This window comes from Ensifer sp. D2-11 (assembly GCF_054161295.1).
In genome coordinates this window covers 710,677-723,749 of sequence record NZ_CP096434.1, presented here as the reverse complement: position 1 = coordinate 723,749, position 13,073 = coordinate 710,677, and the positions used below count along the sequence as shown (strand labels likewise).

At 61.8% G+C, this 13,073-nt stretch carries 14 protein-coding genes; 6 read left to right on the top strand and 8 right to left on the bottom strand.

What is annotated here, in order from left to right; translation table 11 throughout:
* Positions 1–6: 6 nt before the first annotated feature.
* The 7 genes from kduD to uxaC form a co-directional block, all read right to left on the bottom strand.
* On the bottom strand, positions 7–771 hold the full coding sequence (gene kduD, locus M1D34_RS20545) for a 2-dehydro-3-deoxy-D-gluconate 5-dehydrogenase KduD (protein WP_127666158.1): 765 nt from the start codon (positions 769–771) through the stop codon (positions 7–9).
* Positions 768–1,616, bottom strand: a complete 849-nt coding sequence (kduI, locus tag M1D34_RS20540) for a 5-dehydro-4-deoxy-D-glucuronate isomerase (protein ID WP_498784083.1) — start codon at positions 1,614–1,616, stop codon at positions 768–770. Before kduI ends, kduD begins: the two co-directional genes overlap by 4 nt.
* 127 nt (positions 1,617–1,743) lie before the next feature.
* Positions 1,744–2,493 (bottom strand): FadR/GntR family transcriptional regulator, encoded by a 750-nt coding sequence (locus M1D34_RS20535; RefSeq protein ID WP_498784081.1) that lies wholly within the window; start codon positions 2,491–2,493, stop codon positions 1,744–1,746.
* A gap of 8 nt (positions 2,494–2,501) precedes the next feature.
* A complete protein-coding gene (locus M1D34_RS20530; protein WP_027992734.1) occupies positions 2,502–3,785 on the bottom strand; it encodes a TRAP transporter large permease in 1,284 nt (427 codons plus the stop codon).
* A 4-nt stretch (positions 3,786–3,789) separates the two neighbouring features.
* On the bottom strand, positions 3,790–4,350 hold the full coding sequence (locus M1D34_RS20525; protein ID WP_029958506.1) for a TRAP transporter small permease: 561 nt from the start codon (positions 4,348–4,350) through the stop codon (positions 3,790–3,792).
* A gap of 91 nt (positions 4,351–4,441) precedes the next feature.
* Positions 4,442–5,419 carry a TRAP transporter substrate-binding protein gene (locus M1D34_RS20520; protein WP_498784078.1) on the bottom strand — a complete coding sequence of 326 codons (978 nt, stop codon included), beginning with the start codon at positions 5,417–5,419 and terminating at the stop codon, positions 4,442–4,444.
* 31 nt (positions 5,420–5,450) lie between these two features.
* A complete protein-coding gene (gene uxaC / locus M1D34_RS20515) occupies positions 5,451–6,860 on the bottom strand; it encodes a glucuronate isomerase (protein WP_498784076.1) in 1,410 nt (469 codons plus the stop codon).
* Between the two features lie 158 nt (positions 6,861–7,018).
* Here uxaC and M1D34_RS20510 point away from each other — a divergent pair, with 158 nt between their 5' ends.
* From M1D34_RS20510 to M1D34_RS20500, 3 genes are all read left to right on the top strand, one after another.
* Positions 7,019–8,038: a Gfo/Idh/MocA family protein gene (locus M1D34_RS20510; protein ID WP_498784074.1), complete on the top strand. Its 1,020-nt coding sequence runs from the start codon at positions 7,019–7,021 to the stop codon at positions 8,036–8,038.
* 94 nt (positions 8,039–8,132) lie between these two features.
* On the top strand, positions 8,133–9,125 hold the full coding sequence (locus M1D34_RS20505) for a YihY/virulence factor BrkB family protein (RefSeq protein ID WP_498784072.1): 993 nt from the start codon (positions 8,133–8,135) through the stop codon (positions 9,123–9,125).
* Between the two features lie 98 nt (positions 9,126–9,223).
* Entirely contained in the window at positions 9,224–9,742 is a 519-nt protein-coding gene (locus M1D34_RS20500) for a DUF2231 domain-containing protein (RefSeq protein ID WP_013850658.1), read from the top strand.
* A 59-nt stretch (positions 9,743–9,801) separates the two neighbouring features.
* Here the strand turns inward: M1D34_RS20500 and M1D34_RS20495 are convergent, their stop codons facing one another.
* Positions 9,802–10,443 (bottom strand): hydrolase, encoded by a 642-nt coding sequence (locus tag M1D34_RS20495; RefSeq protein WP_498784070.1) that lies wholly within the window; start codon positions 10,441–10,443, stop codon positions 9,802–9,804.
* Between the two features lie 189 nt (positions 10,444–10,632).
* On the opposite strand from M1D34_RS20495, the gene M1D34_RS20490 reads away from it, so the two are divergent.
* The 3 genes from M1D34_RS20490 to M1D34_RS20480 all read left to right on the top strand — a co-directional run bounded on the left by M1D34_RS20490 (position 10,633) and on the right by M1D34_RS20480 (position 12,671).
* Positions 10,633–11,544 (top strand): LysR substrate-binding domain-containing protein, encoded by a 912-nt coding sequence (locus M1D34_RS20490; protein ID WP_498784068.1) that lies wholly within the window; start codon positions 10,633–10,635, stop codon positions 11,542–11,544.
* A 66-nt stretch (positions 11,545–11,610) separates the two neighbouring features.
* Positions 11,611–12,111, top strand: coding sequence for a hypothetical protein (locus M1D34_RS20485; RefSeq protein WP_498784066.1), 501 nt, complete (start codon positions 11,611–11,613; stop codon positions 12,109–12,111).
* A 119-nt stretch (positions 12,112–12,230) separates the two neighbouring features.
* Entirely contained in the window at positions 12,231–12,671 is a 441-nt protein-coding gene (locus tag M1D34_RS20480; protein ID WP_498784064.1) for a DUF421 domain-containing protein, read from the top strand.
* The last annotated feature ends 402 nt before the right edge of the window (positions 12,672–13,073 follow it).

The window sequence follows — 13,073 nt, the reverse complement described above, 5'->3', positions numbered from 1 at the left end:
CTTCTCCTATCTGGCGAGCCAGCCGCCGTCGACCGGAACGACGGCGCCATGCATGTAGTCGGAGGCCGGTGCGAGCAGGAAGACCGCCGCATCGCCGATGTCGTCCGGCGTGCCCCAGCGCCCGGCGGGGATACGTTCCAGAATCGAGGCGCTGCGTTTTTCGTCGGCGCGCAGTGCTTCCGTGTTGTTGGTGACGACGTAGCCGGGGGCCACAGCATTCACATTGATGCCCTTGGCAGCCCATTCGCATGCCAGCAATCGGGTGATGCCGAGGGCTCCGTGTTTGGACGCGGTATAGGAAGCGACGCGGATGCCGCCCTGAAATGACAGCAGCGAAGCGATGTTGACGATCTTGCCGCGGCTTTCCTCGGCAATGATCCGGCGCCCGAAAGCCTGACTGAGGAAGAACAGCGAACGCAGATTGACGTCGATGACATCATCCCAGTCGGCTTCGGTGAAATCCACCGCGTCGGCGCGACGGATAATTCCCGCATTGTTGACCAGGCCCTGCAGCGGGCCATGCTCGTTCCACAACCCGTCGATGAGGGAGCGTGTGGCCTCGCGATTCGAGAGATCGGCATGGGCCGGAATGAAAGTTCCGCCGGCGTCGGTGACCTTCTTTTCGGTCTCGTCCATGGCGGAGCGGCCCACGCCGACGACCGTGCCGCCCGCCCGGGCGATCGACACCGCGATGCCCTGTCCGATCCCCGTATTGGCACCGGTGACGACGACACGGCGGCCCGCAAGGCTGAAGCGCGACGGTACGCTCATCGCAGCGTCTCCATCGCCACCATCTCCACGTCGGTATAGTCGACATTGTCACCGGCCATGGCCCAGATGAACGCGTAGTTCGCGGTTCCGCAGCCCGAATGGATCGACCAGGGCGGAGAAAGCACGGCCTCATCCCTGGCCATCACGATGTGCCGGGTTTCGCTCGGTTCGCCCATGAGGTGCAGGACGCGGGCGCTGTCATCGAGGTCGAAATAGAGATAGGCCTCCATGCGCCGGTCGTGCACGTGGCACGGCATGGTGTTCCAGACCGACCCCGGGGCCAGCTGCGTCATGCCGACGACCAACTGGCAGGTCTTCACGCCTTCGGGGTGGATGAACTGGAAGATCGAACGTTCGTTCGATGTGGCCGCACTGCCGAGGTCGAGCCTTTTGGCGTCGCCGATGCGGATATGGCGCCTCGGCAGCGCCTGGTGAGCGGGCGCACTGAGCAGGTAGAATTTGGCGGGCGCGGCCGGGTCCTCGGACGAGAAGGTGACCTCCTCTCCCATGCCGGCATAGGCCATGTCGCGCGGCTCGAGACGAAAGCTTTCGCCATTCATCTCGATACGGCCGGGGCCGCCGATGTTGACGGCGATGAGCTCGCGCCGCTCGAGAAAGCGCGCCGTACCCGTCGGACGGATGGTCTCGAGAGCCAGGGGCTTGTCGACCGGCATCGCACCGCCGACGATCATGCGGTCGTAGTGGCTATAGGTGAGCGAGATCCGCCCCGGCCGGAACAGCTCGCCAATGTGAAAATTCGCACGCAAGGCATCGGTATCCATGCGGGCTGCTGCTGCCGGGTCGACGGCGAAACGAATGGTGTAGTCGATATGGCTTGCGGTCATCGGCTCACGGTCCTCGGATTAGGGCACTTCCAGTGTGGAACGGTTTCCGTCCAGGAGTGCGTAGTTTCAAAGTGTTGGAACGTTCCGCTGCTTCGATAGACAGCGAAAACGCCCTAGGGATGGGCAGTCAGACGCTGCGCTTGGCGGCGCCCCAGGCGGCCTGCTGCCCGCTCAACCGGACACGGTAGCGTTCCTGGCTCGCGGCCAGATGGGCGCGCATGGCGGCGCGGGCCGCTTCCGGATCGCTTTCGGAAATCGCCTTCAGGATCGCCAGATGCTCGCGCTGGAGGCTTTCCTGATATGCACGAGAAAGCACGCTTTCGGTCCCCCAGGGGGAGGCGACGTCGCAAGGGATAGCCCGCAGGCCCAGCGCATCGAGAACCTCCACGTAATAGGGATTGTTGGTCGCAGCCGCGATCGCCCGGTGGAAGGCGAAATCGCTCTTTCCGGTTGCCTCGCCGCGCTCGAGCAGGCGATCGAATTCGAAGAAGGCCTCCTGGATCTGGGCCTCCTGGGCGCCGTTGCGCCGAAGCGCTGCAAGACCTGCGCTCTCGATCTCGAGCCCCATGCGCACCTCGATGACGTTGAGCGCATGGGAGATCTTGTTGCCGACGTCGAGGCTGATCGAGCCGAAGGCAAGCGTCGGGTGGTCCATGACGAAGACGCCGGCACCCTGCCGCGGCTCCACGAGGCCGTCCGCGGCAAGGGTTGCAATCGCCTCGCGCACCACCGTGCGGCTGACGCCGAAGAACTCGCTCATCCGGCTCTCCGTCGGCAGCTTCTGCCCGGGCTGTATTTCGCCCTTCAGAACCTGATCCCTTATTGCGTTCGCGACGCGCTCGGAAAGCTTCGGTTTGCGTTCGGTCAGAAGATCCATGCGGTTTGTCACCCTTTGAAGACGGCCGGCAGCCATAGAGAAAGGGCCGGAACATAGGTGACGAGCCCGAGCACGATCAACCCCGCCAGGTAAAACGGCCATACGCTGCGCATCGCCTGCCAGACGGAGATTTTCCCGATTGCACAGGCGACGAACTGCACGGCGCCCACAGGCGGCGTGTTGAGGCCGATGCCGAAGTTCAGGATCATGATGACGCCGAAATGGACCGGGTCGACGCCGTAGGCCATGGCCACCGGCAGGAAGATCGGAGTGCAGATGATGATGGTCGGGCCCATGTCCATAAAGGTGCCGAGGAACAGCATCAGAACGTTGAGCAACAGGAGTATGATGATCGGATTTTCCGAGATCGTGTTCATCCAGTCGATCAGCGCTGCGGGCACTCTCAGGAACGCCATCAGCCAGGAGAAGGCGGCCGCCATGCCGATGATGAGCAGAACCATGGCCGTCGTGCGCACGGCCGCGAAGGTTGCCTGGACGAAATCCTGCCAGGTCATCTGCCGATAGACGAAGACGGTCACCGCGAGCGCATAGAGGACGGCGATGCAGGAACTCTCGGTCGCGGTGAACACACCCGAACGTACGCCCCCGAAGATGATGCCGATGAGCAGGAGGCCGGGCGTCGAAACCAGCAGATAGCGCCCGACCCTGGCGAAGCCGGGGAAGACCTCCGTCGGATAGCCGCGCCGGCGCGCAACGAAATAGGCGGTAGCCATCAGTGCGGCAGCGTAAAGGAGGCCGGGAAGGATGCCGGCGGTGAAGAGATCTGCGATCGAGATCTTTCCGCCTGCCGAGATCGAGTAGATGATCATGTTGTGCGAAGGCGGCAGCATCAGCGCGATCAAGGCCGCCATGGAAGTGACGTTGACGGCGTAGTCCGCGCCGTAACCGCGCTGCTTCATCTGCGGGATCATGAGCCCGCCCACAGCGGCGGCTTCCGCCACGGCCGAGCCTGAAATGCCGCCGAACAGCGTTGCGGTGACGATGTTGACCTGACCGAGGCCGCCCCGGATGTGCCCGACCAGCGAGGCTGCGAAGGCGACGATCTTCTGGGCGATTCCGCCACGCACCATCAGATCGCCGGCATAGATGAAGAAGGGAATGGCAAGCAGCGAAAACACGCTCATGCCGGAATTGAGCCGCTGAAAGATCACCAGCGGCGGCAGCCCCAGATAAAGAACCGTCGCGAAGGACGCGACGCCGAGGCAGAAGGCGATCGGCGTGCCGATCAGCATCAGCAGCGTGAACACGCCGAATAGGATCATCATGTCCATCGCGTCAGGCCTTTATTTCAGCAGTTTCGAGTTCGGCGGCAACCTCCGCCGGCGGCATCTCGTCGAGAAGATCGTCGATCGGTTCCCCGGCAAGGCGCAGGACGATGCGCTCCAGCGCGAACAGGCAAATGAGGACGCCGCCCGCGACGAGGGGCACGTAGCTCCAGCCGCCGGAAATCTGCAGCGACGGCAGGATGGTGTTCCAGGTGAGAGCGACGAGCTGCCCGCCATACCAGATCATGCCGATGCCGAAGGCGAGCGCGACGATGTCGGAGATCATGCGCAGCCAGATCTTGCCGCCCTTCGGCACCACATAGAGCAGCACGTCGAAGCCGAGATGATAGTTTTCGCGCACGCCGACGGCGGCACCGAGAAAGATGAACCAGCTCATCAGCATGACGGCGCCGGGTTCGGTCCAGCTCGGCGAGTCGTTCAACACGTAGCGGCAGAACACCTGCCAGGCTACGATGAGCGTCATCGCGACGAGGCCCACACCCGCCATCCAGAGCGAGAGGGTTCCCAGCCAGGAGAGGCCCCGGCCCAATTTTGCCAATCCGTTAGACAAGGTTTCATTCCTATCGAAAGGGACGGGCAGGCTCCTGCAGCCGCCTGTGCGCTATGGCGCATGGCCACAGCAGGCCTGCCCGTCTGACTCGTCACTGCACTGCGCGAACGTCCTCGACCATCTTCTTCAGGACCTCATCGGTGACGTGTTTTTCGTAGACCGGCTTCATCGCGTCGATGAAACCCTGCTTGTCGGGTGTGGTGATCTTCGCGCCGGCCGCCTCGACTTTCGCACGCGACTCCTTCACCTTGGCAGCCCAGAGCTCGCGCTGCTTGGCAACACTGTCCTTCGCGGCCTGCTTGAAGATCTCCTGGTCTTCCGGCGTGAGCTTGTCGAAGACCGCCTTGTTCATGACGAATACCTCCGGAAGAATGGTGTGTTCGTCGAGCGAGAAGTTCTTGGCCACTTCGAAATGCTTGGCGGTGTCGTAGCTCGGAAAATTGTTTTCCGCGCCGTCGATAACGCCCGTTTCGATGCCCGAATAGACTTCGCCGTAGGGCATCGGCGTAGCGTTCGCCCCGAGTGCTGCCACCATGTCGACGAAGATGTCCGACTGGATGACGCGGAACTTCAGGCCTTTCATGTCCCCAACCGTATTGATCGGCTTCTGCTTGTTGTAGAAGGAACGCGCGCCGGCGTCATAGAAGGCAAGCACCACCACTCCGGCGCCTTCGAAGGCCTTCTTGATCTGGTCGCCGATCGCGCCGTCCATCACCTTGTGCATGTGCTCTTCCGAACGGAAGAGATAGGGCAACGCCGGAACGATCGATTCTTTCACCGTTCCGTTGAAAGGGGCCATCGATACGCGGTTCAGTTCGATGACACCGGAGCGCACCTGCTCGATCGTGTCCTTTTCCTCTCCGAGCTGCGCGGAGTGATAGACCTCGACGGAGTAGCGGCCGGCCGTGCGCTCCTTGACCAGTTCGCCGAAATACTTGACACCCTCGACCGTCGGATAGCCGTCCGGATGCGTGTCGGACGAGCGCAGCACCGTCTGGGCATTGGCTGCATTGCCCATGAATGACGCGGCGACCAATAGACCCGCCGCCAGTTTGACCAGGATTTTCATGCTTTTCCTCCCGTTTGCATGATGTGAATTCTCAGAGCCGGTACGCCTCCTTCGCGAGACCATAGGCAAGGTCCCGCGCAAGCTCGTACGCCTCATCCTCCCGCAGGCGATGTTCCGCGACCAGACGCGCGAGAAACGCGCAGTCGACCCGGCGCGCGATGTCGTGGCGCGCGGGAATGGACGGGAACGCCCTTGTGTCGTCGTTGAAACCGACGGTGTTGTAGAAACCCGCCGTCTCGGTGGTCATCTCACGGAAGCGTCGCATACCCTCCGCACTGTCGTGGAACCACCATGCGGGTCCGAGCTTCAGCGCCGGATAGACGCCGGCAAGCGGCGCAAGCTCGCGCGCATAGCTCGTCTCGTCCAGCGTGAAGAGAATGACGGTCAGATCGCGCTCGAGCCCGACTGCGTCGAGCAACGGCTTGAGTGCGGTCACATAGTCGGTGCGCGCCGGAATATCGAAGCCCTTGTCGCGGCCGAACTTTTCCAGAATCGCGGGGGAGTGGTTGCGGAACGAGCCCGGATGAATCTGCATTACGAGCCCATCGTCCAGACTCATCTTCGCCATCTCGGTCAGCATCTGCGCCCGGAACAAGCGCCGCTCGTCGGCATTCGCCTTGCCCAGCCGCACCTTGTCGAAGAGTGCCGCGGCCTCGGCTTGCGGAAGGTTGGCCGTGTCTGCGGTCGCATGGCCGTGATCCGTCGAGGTCGCGCCGAAATTCTTGAAATAGGCGCGGCGGGCGCGATGGGCGTCCAGATAGCCCGACCACGTCCCGGTGTCGGCGCCGGTGATGTCGCCGAGCTTATCGAGATTGGCCGGGAAACCCTGGAAATCCGGATCGACCACCGCGTCCGGGCGGTAGGCGGGGACGACCCGTCCTTTCCAGCCGCTTTCCAGAATCTTCGCGTGCCAGCCCAGATCGTCCAGGGCACTGTCTGTCGTGGAGATCACCTCGATATTGAACCGCTCGTAGAGCGCGCGCGGGCGATAATCCAGGCGCGTCAGGCACTCGGCGACGTGGTCGTAAAGCCGGTCCGAACTGGCGGCGGACGGCAGCTCGTCGATGCCGAACAGCTCGGACAGCGTATAGTCGAACCAAAGCCGCGTCGGCGTGCCGCGAAAGAGATGGTAGTTCTCGCAGAAGCGCCGCCAGATCGCGCGGCCATCCGTCTCGACCGGCGAACCGTCGAGCGCCGGAACGCCGAGTTCTTCCAGCCTGATGCCCTGGCTGAACAGCATGCGGAACACATAATGGTCGGGCACGATGAGAAGTTGGGCGGGGTCTGGAAAAGCTTCGTCCAGCGCATACCAGCGCGGCTCCGTATGCCCATGCGGGCTGACGATCGGCAGACCGCTTACTTCGGCATAGAGCCTCCGCGCCAGCGCACGGGTGCGCTCTTCGGCCGGAAACAACAGATCTGGATCGATCAGTCCCCTCATCACTCTCCCGCTCCTCCAACAGGTGCTCTATGGCTACGGCTTGTAAAATATATTGTCAACATACAAACTTCATGAAGTTGTATGATGACTTTCTTGCCGCGCATCGATGCAGGGTGTAGATCGAGATCCGGAGGAACTTTAGCTGAGGGGGTAACGGAATGAAAAAGACTCGCATCGGCGTGATCGGGCTCGGCATGGCGGCTGCGCCGCATGCCAAAAGCCTGCTGGACCTCAGGGAGAGAGTTGAGGTCGCTGCCGCCTTCAGTCCCACGGCCGCGAGGCGGAATGCCTTTTCCGAGTCCTATGGTTTCACGGCTTGCGACTCCGCCGAAACGATCTTCCATGATTCGTCCATCGAGGCCGTCATGATATTGACGCCGCCGAGCACCCATCTCGATCTGGTGCGGCAGGCCGCCGAAGCGGGCAAGCATGTGCTTCTCGAAAAGCCGCTGGAGATCACGCCGCAGCGATCGGAAGCCCTGGTGGCGATGGCCGAGCGCGCCGGAATAAAACTCGGCATCGTGCTTCAGCACCGCTTTCGCACGGTCAGCCAGGAACTTGCGAAGCTCATCGATGAAGGTCGCCTCGGCCAAATCGTCAGTGCTTCGGCCCGGCTGCACAACTGGCGGCCGCAAAGCTATTACGATCAACCGGGCCGGGGTACACGGGCTCGCGACGGCGGCGGCGTGCTTCTCACCCAGGCCATACACACGCTCGACCTTCTCGTTTGGCTCGCCGGCCTGCCGGAAGAGGTCAAGGCCTATGCGGCGACGAGCCCAATCCACCGCATGGAAACCGAAGACCTGGCCATGGCAGCGATCCGTTTCGCCGGCGGCGCGATAGGGACCGTGAGCGCGACCACCTGCGCTTATCCCGGCTATCCGGACGAGATAGACATCATCGGAACACGCGGCATGGCGCGTCTGGGCGGCCGGCTTCTTGCCGTTTCCTTCCACGACGGAACGGAACTCTCAGTCGAGGACGAGGCCGCAGGTGGTGCCGGCGCCGATCCGATGGCATTCCCGCATCACCATCACCGTGCGGTCCTTGCCGACTTTCTCGATGCCGTCGAGAGTAGTGGCGAACCGCGCGTCAACGGGCGCGAGGCGCTGAAGGTCCACCGGCTCATCGATGCGATTCTCGGTGCTTCGGAAAGCGGGCAGGCGCACCGCGTCTGAGCCGTCGCGTCCCGGAACAAGCTATTTTCCGCGGCGTTGCTTATGCATGCGGCGAGGCGGAGGCCGGGTTCCGTCACCGGGCGGGCGTTGATTCATGGGTGCGAACGAAATCGAACTTGCCGAGAAGTTGGAGGCCGCGGAGCCGGGCAGGGGGCGTGCAGCCGATACGCCCGCTGATATCCCCGCCAAGGGGATGCGGGACGTCTTCTGGCGGGTGTTTTCCGAAATAGGCGAAGAGCGGGTCATGCTGATAGCCGCGGGGGTAAGCTTCTATCTTCTGCTGTCGCTCTTTCCTGCGCTGGGTGCCCTCGTCTCGATCTACGGGCTCGTCGCGGACCCATCCGAAATCGGCACCCATGTCGGTATCCTGCAGACGCTTCTGCCGGCAGACTCCTACGGGCTGATCATGGACCAGTTGGAAACCCTGACGACGCAGAAGCCGTCCACTCTCGGCATCGGTTTCTTCGTGAGCCTGTCGATCTCCCTGTGGTTGGCAGCCAACGGCATCGCCGCCCTCTTCGATGCGATGAACGTGGCCTATGGAGAAAGGGAAAAGAGAGGCTTTCTGTCGAGAACCCTCCTGTGCCTCGCGTTCACCTTCGCGGCACTCCTCTTCGCGGTCGCGCTGATCGCAGCGATCGGCGTCGTGCCGGCCGTACTGGCCTATGTGTGGGTCGACCGTTGGGTCGAGCTCGTGACCCGAGCGGCGAGATGGCCCGCGGTACTGCTCCTCGTCACCTTCGGCACCATCCTCATCTATCGTTTCGGGCCGAGCCGCGAGCGGGCGAAACTGCGGTGGCTGAACTGGGGCGCGGTGTTCAGCACCTTGTTTTGGTTGGCCGCCTCATGGCTCTTTTCCTATTATCTGGAACATTTCGCCAACTACAACGCGACATACGGCGCTCTCGGCGCGCTCGCCGGTCTCATGACATGGGTGTGGATCTCGGTGATGATTCTCATCATCGGCGCACTCATCAATGCCGAACTCGAACACCAGACGGCGGTCGATTCGACGACGGGCAAGCCGCTCCCGTTGGGCGAGCGCGGTGCTCACGTCGCCGACACCATCGGCAAGGCGGCCGACTGATCAGCCGCACCATGCGCCGGTTCGCATCGCCAAGGAACAATCGCCGCTTCTTACGCATTTCAGGAAGACCGGGACTTGCGGTGCTGGAGGATTATGCCATGGCAGATCGTGACCTCTTGGGTCTGGCGGCCAGCGCGAAGATCGGCGGGCATCCGATCCATCCGATGCTCGTTCCCTTTCCGATCGCGCTTCTTGTCGCAACGTTCATATGTGACATCGTTTATCTCGCGAACGGAAATTCATTCTGGGCAGACGTATCTATGTGGTCGCTGGGTGCAGCCATCGTGATGGCAGCCCTCGCTGCTCTCGCCGGACTGACGGATTTCCTCGGGAATGCCCGTATTCGAGCGATCAACGATGCCTGGAAGCACATGATCGGAAACATTGTCGTCGTACTCTTCGCGATCGCCGGTTTTTGGCTGCGTTACGAGAACGGTTCCGTTGAGGCCGTCTGGCCCTGGGGCTTTCTGTTGTCTCTCGTCACCGTCCTGCTGCTTCTCTACACCGGCTGGAAAGGCGGGGAGCTCGTCTATCATCATCGGGTCGGCATGGACCCCGAGGCTGAGGACGGCGCTACCACGCCGTCCATGACGAGGCACAGGACGAAGCACATCTAAGAGGCCCCCTGTCGTCCAGGCGGCAACCAGCCGATTTGCGGTTGCCGCCTGTATCATTCTTATTCGCTGCGGTCGTAGGAGAACTGGATCCCAGGCGTGCCGCCCGTTTCGATGAACAGGCTCATGAAAGCGGGAACGGTTTCACTGCGCTTCCAATCCCTCTGCAGCTCGCAAAAGAGCTGGACGGTCGAAATCAGCTTGGCGCCGGCCTGCTCGACGCGACGCAACGCGGCCTCGTGCGCGGCAACCGACGTGCCGCCGACCGCATCCACCGGCACATAGACTTCATAGCCTTCCGCCAGCGCATCGAGCGCCGGGAAGGTCAGGCATGCCTCGGTCCAGAGCGCCGTCATGATCAGCTTCTTGCGGCCGGTGCCCTCGACCGCCTTGCGGAATTCGACATCCTCCCAGCTGTTGATGCTGGTGCGATCATAGGTCGGGTAGCCGTCCAGCGCTTTGCGAATATGCGGAACGGGCGGCTTGTTGAGTCCGGTCTGCACGTTGACCGTCGAATGAACGACCGGCAAGCCGTAGGCGACGGCCGCCTTGGCGCAGCCGACGATGTTGTTCAGCAGCAACTGGCGGTCCATCGAAGCGATCGAGTTCACCTGAACCGGCTGGTAGTCGATGATGACGAAAGCAGCATTCTGCGGTGTCAGCAGCTGATCCGATTTGGGATCGCGAATGGTTTCGCTGGCCATGAGTACATCCTTTCTGTTTGCGGTCGCCCCGTCCGGTGCGGAAGTTCCCTCTCCGCCAGGTAGAGACGGTGCAGGCGTGTAAACCGTCCCGGCTCCGAAAAGGGCCATGCCCGTGCCATTGAAGGTATCATCGCAACATTGCCCGCAAAAGCTTTGCGATCTCCAACGTAGCGTCCTAACAATAGGACGATGAAAGACTTGAACGATCTCTATTACTTCGTCCAGGTGGTCGACCACGGCGGCTACGCCGCTGCCGCGCGCGCCAACGACATTCAGAAGTCGAAGCTCAGCCGACGCATCCAGCAATTGGAGGAACGGCTGGGTGTGCGACTGCTGAACCGGTCTTCCCGCCGCTTTTCCGTGACCGAGATCGGACGCGAATATTATGATCGCTGTGTCGCCATGCTGGTCGAGGCCGAGGCGGCCGACCAGGTGATCGCGCAAGTCCGCTCCGAGCCGCGCGGCATCGTCCGCGTGAGTTGCCCGGTGGCGCTGATCAACTTCCAGTTCGGGGAGCTGTTCGCGCGTTTTCTTACTGCCTATCCCGCTGTGGAAATCCATCTGGAAAGCACCAACCGGCGCGTCGACGTGATCGCCGAAGGCTTCGACGTTGCCATTCGCGTCCGCTTCCCGCCGCTCGAGCCGACCGATCTGGTCATGCGCAGGCTCGACGCCAGCACCCAATGCCTGGTCGCCAGCCCCGCCTTCGTTGCAGGTCGATCCATAACTTCGCCCGCCGATCTGCATGATCTACCCAGCGTCACCCGCGGGCCGCCGCGACGGGATTATCAATGGCAGCTCGAACATGCCGACGGCCAGACTGCGACTGTCCCGCATGTCCCGCGGCTGGTCAGTGACGACATGGCCGCGCTCTGCGACGCGGCGCTTGCCGGGGTGGGGGTAGTGTCGCTGCCGACGATGATGGTTTGGCGGCAGGTCGAAGCGGGCCAACTCGTTCACGTCCTGCCGGACTGGCGCCCACCCGCCGGCATCGTCCATGCCGTTTTCCCTTCGCGCCGCGGGCTGCTGCCTTCAGTGCGGACACTGCTTGATTTCCTGGCGGCGGAATGCGCCGAGGCGAGGAAGCGGGCTGTCGTCTAGGGTGGTTCCACGGAACATTTCCGCCCGTTCAGCCATTCTACAAAGCTCAAGGGCGAGGTCTAAGCATTGGATCAACCACCAGTTCGACCGGACGGATTGCAGATCGAAGAGCATCGCGCTTTTCAGGAGTCTTTCTGGAAAGCAGAGCGCGTGGCATGGATTGTTTTTGGCCTGACGCTGCTTGCCGCCGTCCTGGGCGTTACGGGCTCACGGGGCTGGCTTCAGAGACAAGCCGTGACGTTCGCCGGCGGCTCTGTCGATGTGCCCCTTTTTAGCCGCTGGGAGGCGTCCGACACGCTGAACGCGTCATTGGCCGGCGGCGGGACCGAACGTCGCCTGATCCTGTCGCCTGAATTCTTCAGGAGCTTTCAGGTGGAGGACATGGATCCGCCACCGATCGCCGCCGAAGCAGGCAATGAAGGGCTGGTATACCGCTTCCGGTCCGCTTCGCGACAACCCCTCGTGCTGACTCTGCACCTTCGCGCCCAAAGTCCGGGTGTCGTTTCCTATCGAATAGGCATGGATGAAGAGCCGGCGCAGGCAGTGCGAACGATCGTCTGGCCCTAGAGCGGGATGAGGAAAAGTGTGCGCGGTTTTCCGCCCGCATCCCGCTCTTATTGGAATCGGTCAGGTAAATGCTGTTAGGTCGGCCCGACCTAAAAGCATCGTGATCTAGGAGATACGTCATGGACTCCGTCGTTCGCGGTATTACGATCTATTTTATACTCCTTGCCGCGCTCCGGCTTTCCGGCCGGCGCACGGTTGCGCAGATGACGACCTTCGACTTCGTGCTGCTGCTCATCATCGCGGAGACGACCCAGCAGGCCTTGCTTGGCGACGACTTCTCCATTGTCAACGCAACATTGCTCATCCTGACGCTCTTCGGCGTCGATATCGTTCTCTCCTACCTCAAGCAATGGTCGCCGAAGATCGCTCTGTTCCTCGACGGAACGGCGACGGTGCTCATCGCAAACGGCAAGGTCGACGAACGTGCCTTGAGAAGAGCCCGGGTCAACATTGAGGACATACTTGTCGCCGCACGGGAGCAGCAGGGCCTGGCTCGCCTCGACCAGATCAAATTCGCGGTTCTCGAGGCCGACGGGGGCATAAGCATCATACCGAGATGACGCGGGGCTCGGTCCCGGAAGAGGGCGAAATGACATCCTTACTATTTCGATCTCATCGTGCAACGGTACTCCCCCTTGACACAAGCGATCTTGGGTGAGGAGCACTCGGCCACTCCGCCGGTCAACGAACAAACAGAGCATTGGTCATTAAACTCGAGGCAATCGGGATTGGCATCAACGAAATTCTTCATGCCAAGGCTTTGCCTTCGATCTTCTCCCTTTTCGTGCTGCATATTCCCAGCGCTTGCCGGAAGATACGGAATAGCCGCAAACAAAAATATGCCGGTTATTCGCAGCGTCGCAGGTTTCATGATCCAGCTCTTCTAAATCCGAAAACGCACGACGAGAGCATGGAGCACTTCTTATGAGAAAATAAGCTGCGCCGTGAAATAAGGGTTTCAC